This is a genomic window from Mycolicibacterium celeriflavum, assembly GCF_010731795.1.
Lineage (GTDB): Bacteria > Actinomycetota > Actinomycetes > Mycobacteriales > Mycobacteriaceae > Mycobacterium > Mycobacterium celeriflavum.
The window spans coordinates 1,170,844-1,191,940 of record NZ_AP022591.1 but is presented as its reverse complement, the minus strand read 5'-3'; the positions used below and the strand labels follow the sequence as shown (position 1 = coordinate 1,191,940).

Annotated in this window: 20 protein-coding genes; 14 read left to right on the top strand and 6 right to left on the bottom strand. The window is 65.9% G+C overall.

Annotated features, from left to right (window positions below):
- The first annotated feature begins 18 nt into the window (after positions 1–18).
- The 14 genes from uvrC (at position 19) to G6N18_RS05600 (ending at position 15,787) form a co-directional block, all read left to right on the top strand.
- Positions 19–2,001 carry an excinuclease ABC subunit UvrC gene (uvrC, locus tag G6N18_RS05665; RefSeq protein ID WP_083001554.1) on the top strand — a complete coding sequence of 661 codons (1,983 nt, stop codon included), beginning with the start codon at positions 19–21 and terminating at the stop codon, positions 1,999–2,001.
- Entirely contained in the window at positions 1,998–2,912 is a 915-nt protein-coding gene (rapZ, locus tag G6N18_RS05660; protein WP_067223796.1) for an RNase adapter RapZ, read from the top strand. The genes uvrC and rapZ overlap by 4 nt, the downstream gene beginning before the upstream one ends.
- Before the next feature lie 25 nt (positions 2,913–2,937).
- Entirely contained in the window at positions 2,938–3,951 is a 1,014-nt protein-coding gene (yvcK, locus tag G6N18_RS05655) for a uridine diphosphate-N-acetylglucosamine-binding protein YvcK (protein ID WP_067223792.1), read from the top strand.
- A complete protein-coding gene (gene whiA / locus G6N18_RS05650; RefSeq protein ID WP_109749437.1) occupies positions 3,948–4,925 on the top strand; it encodes a DNA-binding protein WhiA in 978 nt (325 codons plus the stop codon). Before yvcK ends, whiA begins: the two co-directional genes overlap by 4 nt.
- Before the next feature lie 25 nt (positions 4,926–4,950).
- Entirely contained in the window at positions 4,951–5,595 is a 645-nt protein-coding gene (locus G6N18_RS05645) for an ABC transporter substrate-binding protein (protein WP_083001556.1), read from the top strand.
- Positions 5,596–5,674: 79 nt separating this feature from the next.
- Positions 5,675–6,697: a type I glyceraldehyde-3-phosphate dehydrogenase gene (gene gap / locus G6N18_RS05640; RefSeq protein WP_067223782.1), complete on the top strand. Its 1,023-nt coding sequence runs from the start codon at positions 5,675–5,677 to the stop codon at positions 6,695–6,697.
- A 4-nt stretch (positions 6,698–6,701) separates the two neighbouring features.
- On the top strand, positions 6,702–7,916 hold the full coding sequence (locus tag G6N18_RS05635; protein ID WP_067223778.1) for a phosphoglycerate kinase: 1,215 nt from the start codon (positions 6,702–6,704) through the stop codon (positions 7,914–7,916).
- Positions 7,917–7,966: 50 nt separating this feature from the next.
- Positions 7,967–8,752: a triose-phosphate isomerase gene (gene tpiA, locus G6N18_RS05630; protein ID WP_083001558.1), complete on the top strand. Its 786-nt coding sequence runs from the start codon at positions 7,967–7,969 to the stop codon at positions 8,750–8,752.
- A gap of 31 nt (positions 8,753–8,783) precedes the next feature.
- Positions 8,784–9,017 carry a preprotein translocase subunit SecG gene (secG, locus tag G6N18_RS05625; RefSeq protein ID WP_019348649.1) on the top strand — a complete coding sequence of 78 codons (234 nt, stop codon included), beginning with the start codon at positions 8,784–8,786 and terminating at the stop codon, positions 9,015–9,017.
- Positions 9,018–9,074: 57 nt separating this feature from the next.
- Positions 9,075–11,873: a phosphoenolpyruvate carboxylase gene (gene ppc, locus G6N18_RS05620; RefSeq protein ID WP_083001560.1), complete on the top strand. Its 2,799-nt coding sequence runs from the start codon at positions 9,075–9,077 to the stop codon at positions 11,871–11,873.
- A 96-nt stretch (positions 11,874–11,969) separates the two neighbouring features.
- Complete coding sequence (locus G6N18_RS05615) at positions 11,970–13,205, top strand: DUF1214 domain-containing protein (protein ID WP_234806143.1); 1,236 nt, start codon at positions 11,970–11,972, stop codon at positions 13,203–13,205.
- Positions 13,202–14,347, top strand: a complete 1,146-nt coding sequence (locus G6N18_RS05610; RefSeq protein WP_083001564.1) for a sulfotransferase family protein — start codon at positions 13,202–13,204, stop codon at positions 14,345–14,347. Before G6N18_RS05615 ends, G6N18_RS05610 begins: the two co-directional genes overlap by 4 nt.
- Complete coding sequence (locus G6N18_RS05605) at positions 14,344–14,979, top strand: TetR/AcrR family transcriptional regulator (RefSeq protein WP_083001566.1); 636 nt, start codon at positions 14,344–14,346, stop codon at positions 14,977–14,979. The genes G6N18_RS05610 and G6N18_RS05605 overlap by 4 nt, the downstream gene beginning before the upstream one ends.
- 4 nt (positions 14,980–14,983) lie before the next feature.
- Positions 14,984–15,787: an SDR family NAD(P)-dependent oxidoreductase gene (locus G6N18_RS05600; RefSeq protein WP_067223755.1), complete on the top strand. Its 804-nt coding sequence runs from the start codon at positions 14,984–14,986 to the stop codon at positions 15,785–15,787.
- A gap of 45 nt (positions 15,788–15,832) precedes the next feature.
- Here the strand turns inward: G6N18_RS05600 and G6N18_RS05595 are convergent, their stop codons facing one another.
- The 6 genes from G6N18_RS05595 to tal all read right to left on the bottom strand — a co-directional run bounded on the left by G6N18_RS05595 (position 15,833) and on the right by tal (position 21,095).
- Complete coding sequence (locus G6N18_RS05595; RefSeq protein ID WP_067223752.1) at positions 15,833–16,204, bottom strand: ATPase; 372 nt, start codon at positions 16,202–16,204, stop codon at positions 15,833–15,835.
- Between the two features lie 213 nt (positions 16,205–16,417).
- On the bottom strand, positions 16,418–16,561 hold the full coding sequence (locus G6N18_RS24495; protein ID WP_234806144.1) for a hypothetical protein: 144 nt from the start codon (positions 16,559–16,561) through the stop codon (positions 16,418–16,420).
- Between the two features lie 250 nt (positions 16,562–16,811).
- The gene (gene pgl, locus G6N18_RS05585; protein WP_083001568.1) at positions 16,812–17,549 is read right to left on the bottom strand and encodes a 6-phosphogluconolactonase; all 738 of its coding nucleotides are present in this window, start codon (positions 17,547–17,549) and stop codon (positions 16,812–16,814) included.
- Positions 17,546–18,457, bottom strand: coding sequence for a glucose-6-phosphate dehydrogenase assembly protein OpcA (gene opcA / locus G6N18_RS05580; RefSeq protein WP_067223888.1), 912 nt, complete (start codon positions 18,455–18,457; stop codon positions 17,546–17,548). The genes pgl and opcA overlap by 4 nt, the downstream gene beginning before the upstream one ends.
- Positions 18,454–19,980 carry a glucose-6-phosphate dehydrogenase gene (gene zwf, locus G6N18_RS05575; protein WP_083001570.1) on the bottom strand — a complete coding sequence of 509 codons (1,527 nt, stop codon included), beginning with the start codon at positions 19,978–19,980 and terminating at the stop codon, positions 18,454–18,456. The genes opcA and zwf overlap by 4 nt, the downstream gene beginning before the upstream one ends.
- Complete coding sequence (gene tal, locus G6N18_RS05570; RefSeq protein ID WP_083001572.1) at positions 19,977–21,095, bottom strand: transaldolase; 1,119 nt, start codon at positions 21,093–21,095, stop codon at positions 19,977–19,979. The genes zwf and tal overlap by 4 nt, the downstream gene beginning before the upstream one ends.
- Positions 21,096–21,097: the final 2 nt, after the last annotated feature.

The following is a 21,097-nucleotide window of genomic DNA, read 5'->3' as shown; positions in this document are numbered from 1 at the left end:
GGCAGTAACCTGGAATCCGTGCCCGACCCAGCGACGTACCGACCCGCCCCCGGGTCGATCCCCGTTGAGCCGGGCGTCTACCGGTTCCGTGACCCGCACGGCCGGGTCATCTACGTCGGCAAGGCGAAGAGCCTGCGGAGCAGACTGAACTCCTACTTCGCAGACGTGGTGAACCTGGCCCCCCGCACACGGCAGATGGTGATGTCGGCGGGCAGCGTCGACTGGACGGTGGTCAACACCGAAGTCGAGGCGCTGCAGCTCGAGTACAACTGGATCAAGGAGTTCGATCCGCGATTCAACATCCGCTACCGGGACGACAAGTCCTATCCGGTGCTCGCGGTCACGCTCAACGAGGAGTACCCGCGGCTGATGGTGTACCGCGGAGCGCGGCGCAAGGGCGTCCGCTACTTCGGTCCGTATTCGCACGCCTGGGCGATCCGCGAAACCCTCGACCTCCTCACGCGGGTGTTCCCCGCTCGTACGTGCTCGGCGGGAGTGTTCAAGCGGCACAGGCAAATCGATCGGCCATGCCTGCTGGGCTACATCGACAAGTGCTCTGCCCCGTGCATCGGCCGGGTCGGCGCCGAGGAACATCGCCAGATCGTCCTCGATTTCTGCGACTTCTTGGCGGGCAAGACCGACCGGCTGGTCCGCGACATGGAACAGCAGATGAACGAGGCCGCCGAGGAGCTGGATTTCGAGAGAGCCGCGCGCCTGCGCGACAACATCGGCGCGCTCAAGCGGGCGCTGGAGAAGCAGGCGGTGGTACTCGGCGACGGCACCGACGCCGACGTGGTCGCATTCGCCGACGACGAACTGGAAGCCGCGGTGCAGGTCTTCCACGTCCGCGGTGGCCGGGTCCGCGGACAGCGCGGCTGGATCGTCGAGAAATCCGGTGAGCCGGGCGAAACAAGCCAGGAACACCTGGTGGAACAGTTCTTGACCCAGTTCTACGGTGAGCAGGCCGAATTGGACGGCGCCGCCGACGAGTCGACGAATCCCGTGCCACGCCAAGTGCTGGTCCCGTGCCTGCCGGGCAACGCCGACGAACTGGCCGCCTGGCTCACCCAGTTGCGGGGGTCGCGGGTGGTGCTGCGGGTGCCACAGCGCGGCGACAAGCGCGCGCTCGCCGAGACGGTGCGCCGCAACGCCATGGACGCGCTCACGCAGCACAAACTCAAGCGTGCCGGTGACTTCACCGCGAGAACCGCTGCGCTGCAGAGCATTCAGGATGCGCTCGGGCTCGCCGACGCGCCGCTGCGGATCGAATGCGTCGACATCAGTCACGTCCAGGGCACCGACGTGGTGGCTTCGCTGGTGGTGTTCGAGGACGGCCTTCCACGCAAGTCCGATTACAGGCACTACGCGATCCGGGAGGCCGCGGGTGAGGGCCGCTCCGACGACGTCGCATCGATCGCCGAGGTGACCAGGCGGCGGTTCTACCGTCACCTTCACGATATCCAGCACCCGACCGAGCTTGCACCGGAAGGAAAGTCACGCAAGTTCGCCTACCCTCCCAACCTGTTCGTCGTCGACGGCGGTGCCCCTCAGGTCAACGCCGCACAGTCGGTTCTCGATGAACTCGGCATCACCGATGTCGCGGTGATCGGACTGGCCAAGCGGCTGGAGGAGGTGTGGGTTCCGTCCGAACCCGACCCGCTGATCATGCCTCGCAACAGTGAAGGGCTCTACCTTCTGCAGCGCGTGCGGGATGAGGCGCACCGGTTCGCGATCGCCTATCACCGCAGCAAGCGGTCCAAGCGGATGACCGCCTCAGCGCTGGACTCGGTGCGCGGTCTCGGCGAGCATCGCCGCAAGGCACTGGTCACCCATTTCGGCTCGGTGGCCCGGCTCAAGGAGGCGTCCATCGAGGAGATCACCGCGGTACCGGGTATCGGCGTCGCCACCGCCAAGGCCGTGCTGGACGCACTGGGCGTACCGCCCGAAAGCGACGCGCCCGAGGCGGCGATCGGCCATGATCGGAGCAGGGTATCGGGATGACGGACCAAGGGATGCACGAGGACCTTCGCGACGAGGCGAACGCCGACTCGGATATCGACGTAGTCCTCGTCACCGGACTGTCCGGCGCGGGACGCGGCACTGCGGCCAAGGTGCTGGAGGATCTCGGTTGGTACGTCGCGGACAACCTCCCGCCGGAGTTGATCGCGCAGATGGTCGAGCTGGGGCTCGCGGCGGGTTCGCGGATCACACAACTCGCGGTGGTGATGGACGTGCGATCGCGCGGTTTCACCGGAGACCTCGACTGGGTGCGCAACCAGCTGGCCGCCCGGAACATCACGCCGCGAGTGGTGTTCCTGGAGGCCTCCGACGACATCCTGGTGCGCCGCTACGAGCAGAACCGCCGCAGTCACCCGCTGCAGGGCAATCAGACTCTGGCAGAAGGCATTGCGGCTGAGCGGGCGCTGCTGGCCCCGGTGCGCGCGTCCGCCGATCTGGTCATCGACACCTCGACTCTGTCGGTGCCTGCGTTGCGGGAGAGCATCGAACGGGCCTTCGGCGGTGAGGCCGTCGCGCACACGAACGTCACGGTGGAATCGTTCGGATACAAGTACGGGCTGCCGATGGACGCCGACACCGTGATGGACGTTCGCTTCCTGCCGAACCCGCACTGGGTGGACGACCTGCGTCCGCACACCGGGCAGCATGCTGCCGTCCGTGACTACGTTCTCGGGCAGCCGGGTGCGGGGGAGTTCCTCGACACCTATCATCGGCTGCTCGACGTAGTCATCGACGGATACCGTCGCGAGGGGAAGCGATATATGACCGTCGCCATCGGATGCACCGGCGGCAAACATCGAAGCGTGGCGATCGCCGAGGCGCTGGCGGCGCGGTTGCAGGCGGGTGACGACCTGACGGTGCGGGTACTGCACCGGGATCTGGGCCGCGAATGAGCTTCCCCGCACGCGAGGAGGACAGATGAGCCCACGAATCGTTGCACTCGGCGGAGGACACGGGTTGTACGCCACGCTGTCGGCCGCTCGCAGGCTCACTCCGCACGTCACCGCGATCGTCACCGTTGCCGACGACGGCGGCTCATCGGGACGGCTGCGCAACGAACTCGACGTGGTACCACCCGGTGACCTCCGAATGGCGTTGGCGGCGTTGGCTTCCGACAGTCCCCACGGTCGGCTGTGGGCCACGATCTTCCAGCATCGCTTCGGCGGCAGCGGTGCGCTCGCCGGGCATCCGATCGGCAACCTTCTGCTGGCGGGGCTCAGCGAAGTCCTCGCCGATCCGGTCGCCGCGCTCGACGAGCTGGGTCGCATCCTGGGTGTCAAAGGCCGGGTATTACCGATGTGCCCCGTGGGGCTCGGTATCGAAGCCGACGTCGCCGGCCTCGAGGCCGATCCGCGGATGAGCCGGGTGATCAGCGGCCAGGTGGCAATCGCCACGACCGTCGGGAAGGTGCGTCGGGTGCGGCTGCTGCCGGGCGACCCGCCGGCCACCCGCCAGGCGGTCGACGCGATCATGGCCGCCGACCTGGTGGTGCTCGGTCCGGGCTCGTGGTTCACCAGCGTCATCCCGCATGTGCTGGTGCCCGACATGCTGGCGGCGCTGCAGGCGACCACCGCGCGCCGCGCACTGGTGCTCAACCTGGTGGCCGAGCCGGGGGAGACGGCCGGCTTCTCCGTCGAGCGGCACATCCACGTGCTGTCACAGCACGCGCCGACCTTCACCGTGCACGACATCATCGTCGACGCGAGCCGAGTGCCCAGTGACCGCGAACGCGAGCAATTGCGGCGCACCGCGACGATTCTCGATGCCCGAGTTGAGTTCGCTGACGTGTCCAGACCTGGTACACCTTTACATGACCCGGCGAGGTTGGCCGCGGCTCTGGACGGGGTGCGCCTGCGCGGCGCAGCACCACCGGCGCCGACCGTGCCGACGCCGACGATGAACGGACCGAGAGGTGACGACCCGTGGCGATGACAGCCGAGGTCAAAGACGAGTTGAGCCGGCTGATCGTCAATTCGGTCAGCGCTCGCCGCGCCGAGGTGGCCTCCCTGCTGCGCTTCGCCGGCGGTCTGCACATCGTCTCGGGGCGGGTGATCGTCGAGGCGGAGGTCGACCTGGGCATCATCGCCAGGCGGCTTCGCAAGGACATCTACGACCTGTACGGCTACAACGCGGCGGTGCACGTGCTGTCGGCCAGCGGCATCCGCAAGAGCACCCGGTATGTGGTTCGGGTGGCGAACGACGGTGAGGCGCTGGCCCGTCAGACGGGTCTGCTCGACCTGCGCGGCCGACCCGTTCGCGGGTTACCCGCCCAGGTCGTCGGCGGCAGCGTCGCCGACTCCGAAGCCGCCTGGCGGGGAGCGTTTTTGGCGCACGGGTCACTCACCGAGCCGGGCCGGTCCTCGGCGCTGGAAGTCAGTTGCCCGGGCCCGGAGGCGGCATTGGCACTCGTCGGCGCGGCCCGCCGGTTGGGGGTCAGCGCGAAGGCCCGCGAGGTGCGCGGGACCGACCGCGTGGTGGTGCGCGACGGCGAGGCGATCGGCGCGTTGCTGACCCGGATGGGCGCGCAGGACACCAGGCTGACGTGGGAAGAGCGCCGGATGCGCCGCGAGGTGCGCGCGACAGCGAACCGGCTGGCGAACTTCGACGACGCGAACCTTCGTCGCTCGGCTCGAGCGGCCGTCGCGGCCGCGGCGCGGGTGGAGCGGGCGCTGGAGATCCTCGGCGACACGGTGCCTGACCACCTGGCAGCGGCGGGCAAGCTGCGCGTCGAGCACCGGCAAGCGTCGCTGGAGGAGCTGGGCCGGTTGGCCGATCCGCAAATGACGAAAGACGCTGTGGCGGGGCGTATTCGGCGATTGCTGTCGATGGCCGATCGCAAGGCCAAACAAGACGGCATCCCCGACACCGAGTCGGCCGTCACGCCGGACCTGCTCGAAGACGCTTAGCGGGGGTCGCGGAGATGGGGGACCGATGGAGACGTTGCGCGCCGCGTTAGGCATTGCCGATCCGCCGTTCGCAGGCGACGACGGGGGCCTCGACGTCGACCTGATGCACGCGCTGGGCGAACACCTCGGTGTGACAGTCGAATTCGTGGGCCAGGGGCCGGCCTGCGACTGCGTCACCGGCACCACCGTCACCTCGGAAACGGACACGCTTCCGCCCTACGTCATCAGCGGCCAGGCGCTGGCCGTCGACACCCGGCGGCTGCCCAAGGTGCGCAGCGTCGACGACCTCGAAGGGCTGACAATCGCCGTGCAGCGCGGCGCCACCGGCCAGTCGATCGCCGAACGTTTGGTCGCCGACGGCAAGGCCGCCGCCGTCAGTGATTACGACTCCATCGCTTCGGCGCTGACCGACCTCGGCATCGGCGCGTGCGACGCGGTCATCGCGATTGCCCCCGTCCTCACCGCACTGGCCAGGGCGCTGCCCGCAGTCGACGTCGTCCAGCGCGGCATCACGGTGGAGCACATCGCGATCGCCGTCCCGGATGACCAGGCGTTACTCGGCCGGTTGACCGTGGCACAGGCCGAGTTGGAAGCCGACGGCACGCTGCAACGAATTCGCCGCGAATGGCTGGGCAACCCGTACGCGGACCAGAGCCTGGCCGTGCACTGACCAGGTAGCGCGTGGCCGGTATCACACCACTAGGCTGGCCTCTGAGCACCACATGTTGAGGCGACTGAGGGAGAGACCAGTGACCATCCGGGTAGGCGTTAACGGCTTCGGCCGCATCGGGCGCAACTTCTACCGGGCGCTCGAGGCGCAGAAAGCCGAAGGCAAGAGCACCGACATCGAGGTCGTCGCCGTCAACGACCTCACCGACAACGCCTCGCTGGCGCACCTTTTGCGCTTCGACTCGATCCTCGGCCGGTTCCCGAAGGAGATCAGCCTCGAGGGCGACGACACCATCGTCATCGGCGATCAGAAGATCAAGGCGTTGGCGGTCAAAGAGGGACCGGCGGCGCTGCCCTGGGGCGATCTCGGGGTCGATGTCGTAGTTGAATCAACGGGAATCTTCACCAAGCGCGACAAGGCGCAAGGCCATCTCGATGCGGGCGCCAAGAAGGTCATCATCTCCGCGCCGGCCAGCGACGAGGACATCACGATCGTGCTGGGCGTTAACGACGACAAGTACGACGGCAGCCAGAAAATCATCTCCAACGCGTCCTGCACCACGAACTGCCTCGGCCCGCTGGCCAAGGTCCTCAACGACGAGTTCGGCATCGTCAAGGGCCTGATGACCACCATCCACGCCTACACCCAGGACCAGAACCTGCAGGACGGCCCGCACAAGGACCTGCGCCGGGCGCGCGCGGCGGCCATCAACATCGTCCCCACCTCGACCGGCGCCGCCAAGGCCATCGGACTGGTGCTGCCCGAACTGAAGGGCAAGCTCGACGGCTACGCGCTGCGGGTGCCGATCCCCACTGGGTCGGTGACCGACCTGACCGCCGAGCTGTCCAAGACGGCCACCGTCGACGAGATCAACGCCGCGTTCAAGGCCGCGGCGGAAGGTCCGCTCAAGGGCATCCTCAAGTACTACGACGCGCCGATCGTGTCCAGCGACATCGTCACCGACCCGCACAGCTCGCTCTATGACGCGGGGCTGACCAAGGTCATCGACAACCAGGCCAAGGTCGTGTCGTGGTACGACAACGAGTGGGGTTACTCGAACCGCCTGGTCGACCTCGTCGCGCTGGTCGGCAAGTCGCTGTAGCGCCGTGGCGATCAGGACGCTCGAAGACCTTCTGGCAGAGGGTGTTTCGGGGCGGGGCGTGCTGGTCCGGTCGGACCTCAACGTCCCGCTCGACGACGACGGCGACATCACCGACCCCGGACGGATCACCGCCTCGGTGCCGACGTTGAAGGCGCTCTCCGATGCGGGTGCCAAGGTCGTCGTCACCGCGCACCTCGGCCGTCCCAAGGGCGGCCCCGACCCGAAGTACTCGCTGGCGCCGGTCGCGAAGGCATTGGGCGAGCAGCTCGGTCGGCACGTGCAGTTGGCCGGTGACGTCGTCGGAACCGACGCACTGGCCCGTGCCGAGGGACTGACCGAAGGCGACATCCTGCTGCTGGAGAACGTCCGTTTCGACGCGCGCGAGACCAGCAAGGACGACGCCGAGCGGTTGGCGCTGGCCAAGGCATTGGTCGAACTCGTCGGCGATGACGGCGCTTTCGTCTCTGATGGTTTCGGCGTGCTGCACCGCAAGCAGGCGTCGGTGTACGACGTCGCGACGTTGCTGCCGCACTATGCGGGCACGCTGGTGGCCGCCGAGGTGAATGTGCTCGAGCAGCTGACCAGCTCGACGGACCGGCCGTACGCCGTGGTGCTGGGCGGATCGAAGGTGTCCGACAAACTCGCGGTCATCGAATCGCTCGCCGAGAAGGCCGACAGCCTGCTCATCGGTGGCGGAATGTGCTTCACCTTCCTTGCGTCGCAAGGTGTTTCGGTCGGTACCTCGCTGCTGGAAGAGGGCATGATCGAGACGTGCCGCAAATTGTTGGACACCTACGCCGACGTGATCCATGTGCCGGTCGACATCGTGGTGGCCGACAAGTTCGCGGCCGACGCCACCGCTGAGATCGTCGCCGCCGACCGGATTCCGGAAGACAAGATGGGCCTCGACATCGGCCCCGGCTCGATCGAGCGGTTCACCACGCTGCTGTCCAACGCCAAGACCGTCTTCTGGAACGGTCCGATGGGGGTCTTCGAGTTCCCGGCGTTCGCCGCAGGCACCAAGGGCGTCGCCGAGGCGATCATCTCCGCGACCGATAAGGGCGCGTTCAGCGTCGTCGGCGGCGGGGACTCGGCGGCCGCGGTGCGTCAACTCGGTCTTGCCGAGGACGGTTTCTCCCACATTTCCACCGGCGGCGGGGCGTCGCTGGAATACCTTGAGGGCAAGAAACTGCCCGGCATCGCTGTTTTAGAAGACTGAGCCGTTTTAGAAGACTGAGCCGTTCTAGAGGACTGAGAGGTGCTCGAGTCGTGAGCCGCAAACCGCTGATCGCCGGCAACTGGAAGATGAACCTCAACCACTTCGAGGCGATCGCGCTGGTGCAGAAGATCGCATTCGCGTTGCCGGCGAAGTACTTCGACAAGGTCGACGTCACGGTGATTCCGCCGTTCACGGATCTGCGCAGTGTGCAGACCCTGGTCGACGGCGACAAGCTGTTGCTGACCTACGGCGCGCAGGATCTCTCCGAGCACGACTCCGGCGCCTACACCGGCGACGTCAGCGGCGCGTTCCTGGCCAAGCTGGGCTGCACCTTCGTGGTCGTCGGCCACTCCGAGCGGCGCACCTATCACCACGAGGACGACGCGATAGTGGCCGCCAAGGCGGCTGCCGCCTTCCGCCACGGGCTCGTGCCGATCATCTGCATCGGTGAGCAGCTCGAGGTCCGCGAGGCCGGCAACCACGTCGAACACAACGTCGAGTCGCTGCGCGGCTCGCTGGCCGGCCTCTCGGCCGAGCAGATCGGTCAGGCCGTGATCGCCTACGAGCCGGTGTGGGCGATCGGAACCGGCCGGGTCGCCAGCGCCGCCGACGCGCAGGAAGTCTGCAAGGCGATCCGCGACGAGCTGGGCAAACTGGCCACGCCGCAGCTGGCGGCCGGCGTCCGGGTGCTGTACGGCGGGTCGGTGAACGCGAAGAACGTCGGCGAAATCGTCGCACAGGAGGACGTCGACGGGGCGCTCGTCGGCGGGGCGTCGCTGGACGGTGAGCAGTTCGCCACGTTGGCGGCCATTGCGGCCGGCGGGCCCCTGCCCTAGCTGTGCATGCCGATTAGGTAGTCTTGCGGCCATGGAATTGGCCCTGCAGATAACCCTGGTGGTGACCAGCGTCCTGGTCGTGCTGCTGGTGCTGCTTCACCGCGCCAAGGGCGGCGGCCTGTCCACGCTGTTCGGCGGTGGCGTCCAGTCCAGCCTGTCGGGGTCGACGGTGGTGGAGAAGAACCTAGACCGGTTGACGCTGTTCGTCACCGGAATCTGGCTGGTCTCGATCGTCGGCGTGGCGCTGCTGATCAAGTACAGCTGACGGCCTCACCCTCACCCTCACCCTGCGGCTCGTTGTCGCGGCGTCAATACTTGAGTAATGGCTGAAGTCGCCGGACTGGAACCGATCGGCGCCGTGAAGCGCACCCGGGTGGGCCGCGACGCCACCGAGCCGATGCGCGAGGACATCCGGCTGCTCGGCGCGATACTCGGCGACACCGTGCGCGAGCAGAACGGCGAGCAGGTGTTCGACCTCGTCGAGCGCGCCCGCGTCGAGTCGTTTCGGGTGCGCCGCTCGGAGATCGACCGCGGGGAGCTCGCCGACATGTTCGACGGCATCGAGATCCGCCAGGCGATCCCCATCATCCGCGCCTTCACCCACTTCGCGCTACTGGCCAACGTCGCCGAGGACATTCACCGGGAACGTCGCCGGGCCGTGCACGTGGAGGCGGGCGAGCCCCCACAGGACAGCAGCCTGGCCGCCACCTACGCCAAACTCGACTCGGTCGATTTGAAGCCGGGCGCCGTCGCCGAGGCGCTTGCGGGGGCGTTGGTGTCGCCGGTGATCACCGCGCATCCGACCGAGACCCGGCGTCGCACGATCTTCGACACGCAACACCGCATCACCGAACTGATGCGGCTGCGGCTGCACGGCCACGTTCGCACCGACGACGGTCGCGACATCGAGCACGAATTGCGCCGCCACATCCTCACGCTGTGGCAGACCGCGCTGGTTCGGTTGTCGCGGTTGAAGATTCAAGACGAAATCGAGACCGGTCTGCGGTACTACCCGGCGGCGTTCTTCGAAGTCATCCCTCAGGTGAATGCCGACGTGCGCGCGGAACTACAGGCTCGCTGGCCCGACGCGGGACTACTCGTCGAGCCGATCGTGCGGCCCGGGTCGTGGATCGGCGGCGATCGCGACGGCAATCCGAACGTCACCGCCGAGGTGGTTCGCCTTGCCACCTCCAACGCCGCGTACAGGGCGCTGGACCACTATTTCGCCGAGATCACCGCGCTGGAAGAGGAGTTGTCGATGTCGGGGCGGTTGGTCCGGATCAGCGACGACCTCGCCGCGCTGGCCGCCCGGTGCGACGAGCCTGCGCGGGCCGACGAACCCTACCGGCGAGCGCTGCGCGTGATCCACGCCCGCCTCACGTCAACCGCCAAGGAGATCCTGGACCAGCAGCCGGAACACGAACTCGACCTGGGTCTCGAGCGCTACCAGACGTCCACCGAACTGCTAGCCGACCTGGATATTGTCGATGATTCGCTGCGCGCCAACGGAAGCGCAGTGCTGGCCGATGATCGGCTGGCGCGGCTGCGAGAAGCGGTGCACACCTTCGGTTTTCACCTGTGCGGCCTGGACATGCGGCAGAACTCCGAAGTGCACGAGGAGGTCATCGCCGAGCTTCTCGCCTGGGCCGGTGTGCACCCGGACTACCGATCGCTGGCTGAGGCGGAGCGGGTGCAATTGCTGGCAGGGGAGCTGGCGACGCGGCGACCGCTGGTCAACGAGGGGGCCGCCCTGTCCGAACTGGCCCGCAAAGAACTCGACATCGTGGTGGCGGCCGCGCGGGCAGTACGAGTGTTCGGGCCGCTGGCGGTGCCGAACTACATCATCTCGATGTGCGAGTCGGTTTCGGACATGCTGGAGGCTGCCATTCTCCTCAAGGAAGCCGGCCTGCTGGACGTGTCGGCTGAAAAGCCATACGCCCCAGTGGGCATCGTGCCGCTGTTCGAGACCATCGACGATCTGCAACGTGGATCGTCGATCCTCGAAGCGGCGCTTGACCTTCCGGTGTACCGATCGATCGTGTCCGCGCGTGACGACAGCCAGGAAGTGATGCTCGGCTACTCCGACTCCAACAAGGACGGCGGCTATCTGGCGGCGAACTGGGCGCTGTACCGAGCCGAACTCGACCTGGTCGAATCCGCACGCAAGACCGGAATCCGGTTGCGCCTCTTCCACGGACGCGGCGGCACGGTCGGCCGCGGTGGAGGGCCGAGCTACGACGCCATTCTGGCGCAGCCGCCGGGAGCGGTGAACGGATCGCTACGTATCACCGAACAAGGTGAGGTCATCGCCGCCAAGTACGCCGAACCGCAGATCGCGCACCGCAACCTCGAGACACTGGTGGCCGCCACCCTGGAGGCCACACTGCTCGACGTTGAAGGCCTCGGCGACGCAGCGGGGCCCGCCTATGAGGTGCTCGACGACCTCGCCGGACGTGCGCAACGGGCGTACGCCGAATTGGTCCACGAGACACCGGGTTTCGTCGACTACTTCAAGGCATCGACGCCGGTCAGCGAGATCGGCGCACTCAACATCGGCAGCCGGCCGTCGTCGCGCAAGCCCACGACCTCGATTTCCGACCTACGGGCGATTCCATGGGTGTTGGCATGGAGCCAATCGCGGGTCATGCTGCCCGGCTGGTACGGCACCGGTTCGGCGTTCGAGGAGTATGTGGGTGAGGGCCCGGAGAAGGAAGCTCGTGTCGAAGTCCTGCAGGACTTGTACCGGCGATGGCCGTTCTTCCGCACTGTGCTGTCGAACATGGCGCAGGTGTTGGCGAAGTCCGATCTGGGTTTGGCGGCCCGTTATTCCGAACTCGTCGACGACGAGGAGTTGCGGCGCCGGGTCTTCGACAAGATCGCGGCCGAGCACGCCCGCACGATCCGGATGCACAAGCTCATCACCGGCCAGGACGACCTGCTGGCGGACAACCCCGCGCTGGCACGTTCGGTGTTCAACCGCTTCCCGTACCTGGAACCGTTGAACCACCTTCAGGTCGAGCTGTTGCGCCGCTACCGTTCCGGCGACGACGACGAACTCGTCCAGCGGGGGATCCTTCTCACGATGAGCGGGTTGGCCACCGCACTGCGCAACAGCGGATAGTTCAGATCATCCAGATCCATTGACACTCTGGCGGAGACGTGTAACAGTCGGAGCACATTAATTGAAAATATGATTTTCAGTTAAGCGTGCGTTTCGATGAGCGGAGAAACTGTCGTGACCAGCCGAAACCCGATGGCGTGGCTGCCGTTCTCCGTCGCCGAGGCGGCGTTCTCCACCAACGGCGATTCCGATATGCAGGCCGCGTGGTCGCATCTGCTGGACCAGTTGACCGCAGTCGGAAGCCTCGTCGCATCCAACGCAACCAACGGCAACCGCGTCGACTACGCGTCGGGTATGAGGCACCTGTTGGTGCTACTGGCGGTCGGAATCGACGAGGCACTGCGGGCCGATCCCGACCCGCTTCTCGCGGTGTCCCGTACAAGTACCGACGACATTCTCACCTGGGGTATGGAATGCCCCGACTGCATTTACCTGCGTGCCACCCTGCAAGGCGGTGAAACGTACCGACTCTTCGGTAACCGGGGCACAGCCCGATACGTCGGACTGCAGACCATGAACGGGATCGCATCGACCGCCAACTGCCTGGTCGACGACCTCGAGGTCGGTCCGGACGGTGACTTCGAAGTGGTGCTGTCGGCTGACGAGCAGGTGGGAAACTGGCTTCGCCTCGAGGGCGAGAATCCGACGTTGGTGGTGCGACATTTCTTCTACGACTGGGACGCGGAAGAGCCGTCTTCGCTGCAGATCGAACGCATCGGCGATGAAATCAATCGGCACCACCGGGTGTCGATATCCGATATAGCTGTGGCACAACAGATCCGGGCTCTGGGTGACTTCGTTCACGAAAACGTACGATTCTTCCTGGAGTTCAACGCCGGTCCGCCGCGCAACGGCTTCATGCCGGCCATCGACCGCACCGAGATCGGTGCCGCTGCGGAGAACCGTCCGGTCATCGGGCGCTACGAACTCGAACCCGATGAGGCGTTGATCCTCGAGGTCGAGCCTCCCGACGGCATCTATTGGAGTTTTTCGCTGGGAAATCAGTGGTGGGAGACCATCCACTACGGCCGTCATCAATCCAGTCTCAATGCGCATCAGGCTACGGTCGACAGCGATGGGCTGGTGCGTGTAGTGATCAGCTCACGCGATCCCGGCGTCGCCAATTGGCTTGATACAGCGGGACACAGCAACGGCGCCATGATCTTGCGGTGTGTGCGAACGGCGACGGCCCCCACGCCGGCCACTCGCGTGGTGAAGGTCACCGATGTGCCGTCAGTACTTCCTGCCGATACGGCGATGGTCTCCGCCGAACAGCGAGCAGCCACGGTCGCGGCACGTCGGCGTGCGGTTCACAGGAGATTCTCCGCATGACGTTCACGGTGGAAGAACTCGAAGACGGTGCCCGCGCCGCCATCGGTCTGAGCGACTTCGGGTCCTCCTATTATCGCGAGGGCCTCGAACGCACCGTCGAGGCCTTGAACACCGAGGCTGATCTGAACGACATGGGTCGCGTCATCCAGCACGCGACGATCAGCAACGCGCTCATCCAGCGGCTGCGAATCATCGAGACCTACAAGCAGCATCCGGAGATCGACGATGAGGTCATCGGAGGACCCGTCTTCGTGATCGGACTACCGCGCACCGGCACCACGGCATTGAGCCAACTCGTGGCCAGCGATCCCCAGTTCCGGTCGCTGAGGCTGTGGGAGTCACAAGCGTGCACGCCGCCACCGGAGGCCGCCACGCAGCACGAAGATCCGCGAATTGCCCAGGCCGCAGAGGGGATCGCGATGATGAACAGCATGTTCCCCCGCATGAGGTCGATGATGAATTCCGAACCGCAGGCCGCGACCGAATGCCAGGACTTGATGGGCATGAGTTTTCGAACCTTCCACTTCGACGGTGTGGTTCGGGTCCCGGCTTACCTTCGATGGTTGCTCCACTGCGACATGCGCGAGACCTACCTCTTCCACCGGCAGGTGCTCAAGCTCCTTCAGTGGCACTGCCCGCCGACCCTGTGGCATCTGCGCACGCCAGTGCACATGTTCGCACTCGATGCGCTTGTCGAGGCTTACCCCAACGCGAAATTCCTGTGGAGCCATCGTGATCCGGCCAAGGTGCTGGCGTCGGTGTGCAGCCTGATCCAATACGTCCGCAGTTGGAGCAGCGATCGTGACGACCCTGTCGAATTGGGCGCCGAGCAACTGGAATGCTGGTCCGAAGGTGTTCGGCGAGCGATGGATTTCCGCAAGCGACTCGGCGACGACCGCTTCGTCGACGTGTCGTTTGCCGACCTCAACGCCGATCCGATCGGTACCCTCGACGACTGCTACCGCCACCTCGATCTCGCCTTCACCGAAGAGGCCCGCCGCCGGGTACGGCAATGGGCGGATGAGCACCGACCGGGTTCGCGGGGAGAGCACATCTACGACCTCGCTGACTACGGGCTCACGACCGGTCAGGTGCGTGAGTCCTTCGGTGAATACCTTGCTGCCTACGACGCCACCGCATGAGGGATACCGTCGCCAAGCGAAGGCGCAAGAAGCTGGACCCTGATCCCGCGATCCGCGACGCGCTTGTCAGCGCGGCCATCGACATCATCCGCACCGAGGGGGTCGGGGCGGTCAACGTCTCGCATGTGCTCGAGCGCTCTGCGCTCAGTACCCGCGCGTTCTACCGACATTTCGACTCAAAAGACGCCTTGGTGTCTGCTGCTTTCCTTCGGATGGCGCGATCGGAGACCCGCAGGCTGAAGCGCAAAATGGCCGGCGCGTCGTCGCCGGCCGAGGCGGTGGTGGCCTGGATCGACGGCCGCCTGGACATGGCGTTCAACGACCGGATCCGATCGGACTTGCGGCAGATGTCGTTGGAGGCGCAGACGCAGATGTTCGCGGCACCCCAGTTGATCGGTGACGCGTACCGCGAGATCCTCAAACCGCTGATCGAACAACTCGAAACAGGACGCGCTCTGGGCCTGTTCCCCGATGCCGCCCCGACCGCGGATGCCCTCTCGATCCACGGCGTGATCTGGGCGAATGTCGAACGGCAGTGGGCCACTGGTGAGTGCGATCGGCGTCATGTACGCGAACAGGTGATGCGGTTCTGCATGCGCGGACTCGGCATCACGTTCTCCGGCGGAGGGTGAAGCAATGGACTTGGGACTCGCAGGATCGACCGCTGTCGTGACGGGTGGCAGTAAGGGGATGGGACTCGCCATCGCCACGACGCTGGCCGAAGAAGGCGCCAAAGTCGCTGTGATGGCCAGAGGCGCAGCAGCCCTCGATGACACGGTACAAACTCTTCGTGCCGCCGGTTCGCCTGACGCGATCGGGATCAGCGTCGACATGTCCGACGCGCAATCGATCGTCGCCGGCTTCGACATCGTTGGGAAGCGGTGGGGTGCAGTCAACAGTTTGGTTCACACCATCGGCCCCGGCGACGGATATTTCGAGGAGATGACGGACTCTCAATGGGACGAAACGTTCAAGCTGGGGACCATGTCCGGCGTGCGTTCGATCCGTGCGGCGCTACCGATGTTGCGAGCGGCGGAATGGGCCAGAATCGTCACGCTGTCCGCCCACTCGATACAGCGCCAGAACCCGCGCATTGTCGCCTATACCGCCTCGAAGGCGGCCTTGAGCAGTATCACCAAGAATCTGTCGAAAAGCCTTGCCAAAGACGGAATTCTGGTGAACTGCATCTGCCCGGGCACCATAGTCACGGCTAGCTTCACCGAAGTGCTCAAAGACATCCTCGCCGCCGACGGTCTGGACGCCGCAGATCCCACCGACGTGATGACCTGGATCGACAACAATTTCGGTCAACCGTGCGATCTCGGCCGCGCGGGTCTGCCGGAGGAGATCGCCTCCATCACCGCCTATCTGGCGTCGCGCCGTAATGGCTACGTCACCGGAGCCACCGTCAACGTAGACGGCGGTTCCGATTTCGTCTGAACATTACCGTGCGTGAAGCGCACGAACTCACCGGCCGGCAGCCCGTTAGAGACCGGCCGACTTGCGCACCTTGTTCACGGCTCCTCTCACCGCCTGCTCGGTGGCGGCCAGCGGCGAGATCACCGATTCACCGAGGCCGACGATTCGCTCGACCCGGTCGACTATGCCCTCCATGCGGTCCACCACCGCGTTGAGCCGCGGGGCGAGCTGGTTGATCTGGTTGATCGTCTCGTTGAACCGCTCGAGCGTGGTATCGAGGTTGGCGGTGGAACTGTTCAGGTCCTCTAGGGTTTCGCTCAGCCCCTCCAGGATCGTGTCGACCTGTTCGACGGTGACGTCGGCGTTGAGCGCCGCCTGCGCGAGCTTCCTGATCCGTTCCGGCCCCGTGCGCACCGGCCTGCCACCTTTGTCTGCCATGACGATCAGTATGACCGCCGCCGTGGAACCGCTGGGCAGAACCCTGCGTCTGAATAGGTGTGAGCCAACGAGAAACCACGTCGCGGCAATGCGCGGTAGATCCGCGCAGCATCACGCCGCCGTCGAAACCGATGATCGGAAGCGTCGACTACGACGCTGGATTCCGTGACGGTTGCCGCGACATTCGGACGGACTCTCACGGGTGACGGTATGTCAGAACGGCGGTGGTTCGTCGTCCCGGGAAAGCCTCTCGGCGAGCAGAAGTTGGATGCGACGGAGGCGCGCGGCGTTGTGTTGTCGTTCCAGAGCGATGCGGTAGGCCTTGTCTTCGGCGCGGGTGCGTCTACGTATGGGCATCATCGCACCGCGATGAATGTCGAGCGGCCCACACGTAGGCGGCGCCGGCAAGACCTCGCCGGTGGGTCGTCCCAGCTGTTCGAAGAACTCAGCACCACCTGGAGTGGTGGTGTAGGTCTGCCCATTGGGCGCCGTCCACACGACCGTACCGTCTGCACCTTGGCGATCGGACCACCCGTCAGCGCCGCACCAAAACGTCTTCAGCAGATGGTGAAACACGCACAGCAGTTTGAGATTCGACGGATGGGAATCAGAGCTTGCTTGCGGCCGCCTCGTCGAGCAGCCAGACGGTCGCTTCACGGCCCGCCGCACCCGCCGCCGGCACGTCGTCGGCGTCCGCACCGCCGACCGCAGCTGCGACGGCGTCGGCCTTTCCCTCGCCGGAGACAACCAGCCACACCTCCCGTGACCGTCGAACCGCAGGCAACGTCAACGTGATTCGACGCGGTGGCGGCTTGGGCGAGTCGACGACGCCGACGACGAGCCGCTCCGTCTCGCGGACCGCAGAGGTATGGGGGAACAGCGAATTGACGTGTCCCTCACCGCCCATGCCCAGCAGGTGCACGTCGAAGTCGGGCGTCGGCTCGCCGTCGTCGGCGTTGGCGGCCAGCACGCGCGCGTAGTCGGCGGCGGCGGCGTCTAGGTCATCGCCGAACTGCGCGCCGCTGGCGGCCATCGGGTGCACGTTGTCGTTCGGGATGTCCACCCGGTCCAGCAGCGCCTCGCGGGTCTGCTTGTAGTTGCGCTCGTCGTCGTCCTCGGGCACGAAGCGGTCATCGCCCCAGTAGAGATGGACCTTCGCCCAGTCGATGCCGTCGCTGTGCTCGGCGACGCGTTTCAACAGGTTTATGCCGGTGCCACCACCGGTCAAAACGATGTGCGCCATGCCCCGCTTGTCGATCGCGTCGACGATAGCGGCGACAAGCCGATCGCCTGCGGCGGCCACCAGTGCTGCCGCGTCCGGATACCGCTCGATGGTCGGGCTCATGCGTACTGCACCTTCTCGATGCCCTGCAGGGCTTCGTGATAGATCTCGTCGGCATCGAGTCTGCGCAGGTCCTCGGCGAGGCATTCCTTGGTCTCGCGGCGGGCCAACGGAATTCGCGCTTCCGGTCGGCTGGTGCGGCTCAGCGTCGCGGTGACACCCTTCTGAGGCCGCCTCAGCGTGATCGTCTCGCCGCCGCGCACCAGTTCCACTTTCAGCTCGCCGACCTCTCGCTGCACCGGACCGTCGATTCTGGCGGCCAGCCAGCCCGCCAGGACATCGAGGGACGGTTCTTCTCGCAAGCCTGACACCAGCGCCGACGTGATCGGCTCGTGGGGTTCCTGATCGACCGCGGCCGCCAGCAGCGCGCGCCAGTACGTGATGCGCGCCCAGGCCAGGTCGGTGTCGCCCGCGGTGTAGCCCTCCAGCCGACCCTTGATCGCGGCCATCGGATCTCCGCACTGCGTCGCGTTGGTGATCCGTCGAATCGCCAACCGCCCCAACGGATCCTTCGCCGGAACATCCGGCCCGCCCGCCGGCCACCAGGCCACGACCGGGGTGTCGGGAAGCAGGAACGGCAGCACCACGCTGGAAGGATGGTCGGCGAGCTCGCCGTGCAAACGCAGCGCGACGACTTCACCCGCGCCGGCGTCACCGCCGACGCGCAGCTGTGCATCGAGCCGGGATTCCGCGTCGCCCCGGTCGCCTGGCACGACGACGATCACGCGGCAGGGATGCTCACGGCTGGCGAAGTTGGCCGCCTCGATCGAATCTTCCAGCAGATCATCGGAATCCAGTGAGATCACCAAGGTGAGGACGCGGCTCAACGTGATCGCACCGCCCTCTTCGCGCAGGCCGGTGATCTTCTTGTTGATGTCGTTGGTCGTGGTATCCGGCAGATCGACAATCACGGCCGCCTCCATTCCCGGCCGACCCGATGCAACATCTCGTCGGCCGACGCCGGCCCCCAGGTGCCTGCCTCGTACGCCTCGGGTTTGCCGTGTGTCGCCCAGTAGTCCAGGACCGGATCGAGGATTTCCCAGGACAATTCGACCTCCCTGTTCACGGGGAACAGCGATGGCTCGCCGAACAGCACGTCGAGGATGAGTCTTTCGTAGGCCTCGGGGGAGTCCTCCGCGAACGCCGAACCGTAAGAGAAGTCCATGTTGACGTCTCGGACCTCCATGGCGGTGCCCGGCACCTTCGAGCCGAACCGGGTGGTGATCCCCTCGTCGGGCTGTACCCGGATCACCAACGCGTTCTGGCCCAGCTCCTCGGTCATGGTCTTGTCGAACGGCAGATGCGGCGCCCGCTTGAAGATCAGCGCGATCTCGGTCACCCTGCGGCCCAACCGCTTTCCGGTGCGCAAGAAGAACGGCACACCGGCCCACCGCCTGGTGTCGACGTCCAGCATGATGGCCGCGTACGTCTCGGTCGTCGAATCCTTCGAGAAGCCTTCCTCCTCGAGCAGGCCGACCACTTTCTCACTGCCCTGCCAACCCGCCGCGTACTGTCCTCGCGCCGTCGTCTGATCGAAAGGCTGAACGGCTTGCGTGGCGGAAAGTACCTTGATCTTCTCGGCCTGCAGTTCGTGCGGCCCGAAGCTGGCCGGCTCCTCCATCGCGGTTAGAGCCAGCAGTTGCAGCAGATGGTTCTGGATGACGTCGCGCGCCGCCCCGACCCCGTCGTAATACCCTGCGCGACCGCCGAGCCCGATGTCCTCGGCCATCGTGATCTGCACGCTGTCGACGTAGTTGTTGTTCCAGATGGGCTCGTAGAACTCGTTGGCGAAACGCAGCGCGAGGATGTTCTGGACGGTCTCCTTGCCGAGGTAGTGGTCAATGCGGAACACCGACTCCTCGGGGAACACGCTGTTGACCACCGCGTTGAGTTCGCGGGCGCTCTGCAGGTCGTGGCCGAACGGCTTCTCGATCACCACCCGGCTCCAGCGGCCCTCCTGCGGCCGGGCCAGCCCGGACTTCTGCAGCTGCTCGCAGACTTGTTGGAACGCCTTGGGCGGAATGGACAGGTAGAACGCGTGGTTGCCGCCCGTCCCGCGCTCGGCATCGAGTTTCTCGAGCGTCTCGGCGAGTCGGGCGAACGCCGCGTCGTCGTCGAAGGTGCCCTGAACGAACCGGAAACCCTCGGCGAGCCGGTCCCACACCTCCTGGCGGAACGGCGTGCGGGCGTGCTTCTTGACCGCCTCGTAGACGACCTGACCGAAGTCCTCGTCCGCCCAGTCCCGTCGGGCGAATCCGACGAGCGAGAACGAAGCCGGCAGCAGGCCGCGGTTCGCGAGGTCGTAGATCGCGGGCATCAGCTTCTTGCGCGACAGATCGCCGGTGACACCGAAGATCACGATGCCGCACGGCCCTGCGATGCGCGGCATCCGCTTGTCGCGCTTGTCGCGCAGCGGATTGACCCAGCCGGTCATTTCTTGCTGGCGTCGAGCTGATCCTGCGTCGCCTCGAGCAACTCGAGCCACGACTTCTCGAATTTCTCCACGCCTTCGTCTTCGAGCAGCCGGAACACGTCGGGCAGGTCGATTCCGACCGACGAAAGCTCGTCGAACAGCGCCTGTGATTCGTCGGCCGTACCGGTCACGGTGTCGCCGGTGACCACGCCGTGGTCGGCGACCGCGTCGATCGTCTTCTCCGGCATGGTGTTCACCGTGTTCGGGGCGACCAGCTCGGTGACATACAGCGTGTCGGAGTAGTCCGGGTTCTTCACGCCGGTCGATGCCCACAGCGGACGCTGGACACGGGCGCCGTCGGCCTTCAACGCCTCGTAGCGCGAGCCGCCGACGAAAACCTCTTCGTAGGCCGCGTAAGCGAGCCGCGCGTTGGCCACCCCGGCCTTGCCGCGCAATCCCAGCGCGTCTTCAGACCCGATCTTGTCGAGCCGCTTGTCGATCTCGGTGTCCACCCGGGACACGAAGAACGAAGCGACGGAATGGATCTTGGACAGGTCGTGCCCGGCCTCCTTGGCCTTCTCCAAACCCGCCAGATACGCGTCCATCACCAGCCGGTGGCGCTCGACGGAGAAGATGAGCGTCACGTTGACCGAAATGCCTTCTGCGATCACCGCCGTGATCGCGGGCAGACCCGCCATCGTGGCGGGAATCTTGATCAGCAGGTTGGGCCGATCGACGATCTTCCACAGCTCGATCGCCTGCAGGATCGTCTTGTCCGTGTCGTGCGCGACCCGCGGGTCGACCTCGATCGACACCCGGCCGTCGACGCCCTCAGACAGTTCGTACTGCTTGGCCAGCACGTCACAGGCGTTGCGCACGTCGTCGGTGGTGACCGTGCGCACCGTGGCGTCCACGTCGGCGCCGCGCTCGGCCAGTTCCTTGACCTGCGCGTCGTACGCCGTGCCCTTCGACAGCGCGGCCTGGAAGATCGACGGGTTCGTCGTCACCCCTACCACACTGCGGGTGTCGATGAGCTCCTGCAGGTTTCCCGTTTGCAGTCGGTCGCGCGACAGGTCGTCGAGCCACACCGACACGCCGGCGTTGGACAAGGCTGCGAGATTCGGATTCTGAGCCATTG

Bases quoted from the DNA above. Each gene is read 5' to 3' on its own strand.
- G6N18_RS05615 (WP_234806143.1), top strand. From the start codon at position 11,970: ATGAGCGGAGAAACTGTCGTGACCAGCCGAAACCCGATGGCGTGGCTG.
- tal (WP_083001572.1), bottom strand. From the start codon at position 21,095: ATGGCTCAGAATCCGAATCTCGCAGCCTTGTCCAACGCCGGCGTGTCG.
- rapZ (WP_067223796.1), top strand. From the start codon at position 1,998: ATGACGGACCAAGGGATGCACGAGGACCTTCGCGACGAGGCGAACGCC.
- G6N18_RS05595 (WP_067223752.1), bottom strand. From the start codon at position 16,204: ATGGCAGACAAAGGTGGCAGGCCGGTGCGCACGGGGCCGGAACGGATC.
- ppc (WP_083001560.1), top strand. From the start codon at position 9,075: ATGGCTGAAGTCGCCGGACTGGAACCGATCGGCGCCGTGAAGCGCACC.
- pgl (WP_083001568.1), bottom strand. From the start codon at position 17,549: ATGAGCCCGACCATCGAGCGGTATCCGGACGCGGCAGCACTGGTGGCC.
- G6N18_RS05610 (WP_083001564.1), top strand. From the start codon at position 13,202: ATGACGTTCACGGTGGAAGAACTCGAAGACGGTGCCCGCGCCGCCATC.
- secG (WP_019348649.1), top strand. From the start codon at position 8,784: ATGGAATTGGCCCTGCAGATAACCCTGGTGGTGACCAGCGTCCTGGTC.
- whiA (WP_109749437.1), top strand. From the start codon at position 3,948: ATGACAGCCGAGGTCAAAGACGAGTTGAGCCGGCTGATCGTCAATTCG.
- zwf (WP_083001570.1), bottom strand. From the start codon at position 19,980: ATGACCGGCTGGGTCAATCCGCTGCGCGACAAGCGCGACAAGCGGATG.
- G6N18_RS05605 (WP_083001566.1), top strand. From the start codon at position 14,344: ATGAGGGATACCGTCGCCAAGCGAAGGCGCAAGAAGCTGGACCCTGAT.
- G6N18_RS05645 (WP_083001556.1), top strand. From the start codon at position 4,951: ATGGAGACGTTGCGCGCCGCGTTAGGCATTGCCGATCCGCCGTTCGCA.
- G6N18_RS05600 (WP_067223755.1), top strand. From the start codon at position 14,984: ATGGACTTGGGACTCGCAGGATCGACCGCTGTCGTGACGGGTGGCAGT.
- yvcK (WP_067223792.1), top strand. From the start codon at position 2,938: ATGAGCCCACGAATCGTTGCACTCGGCGGAGGACACGGGTTGTACGCC.
- G6N18_RS24495 (WP_234806144.1), bottom strand. From the start codon at position 16,561: ATGCCCATACGTAGACGCACCCGCGCCGAAGACAAGGCCTACCGCATC.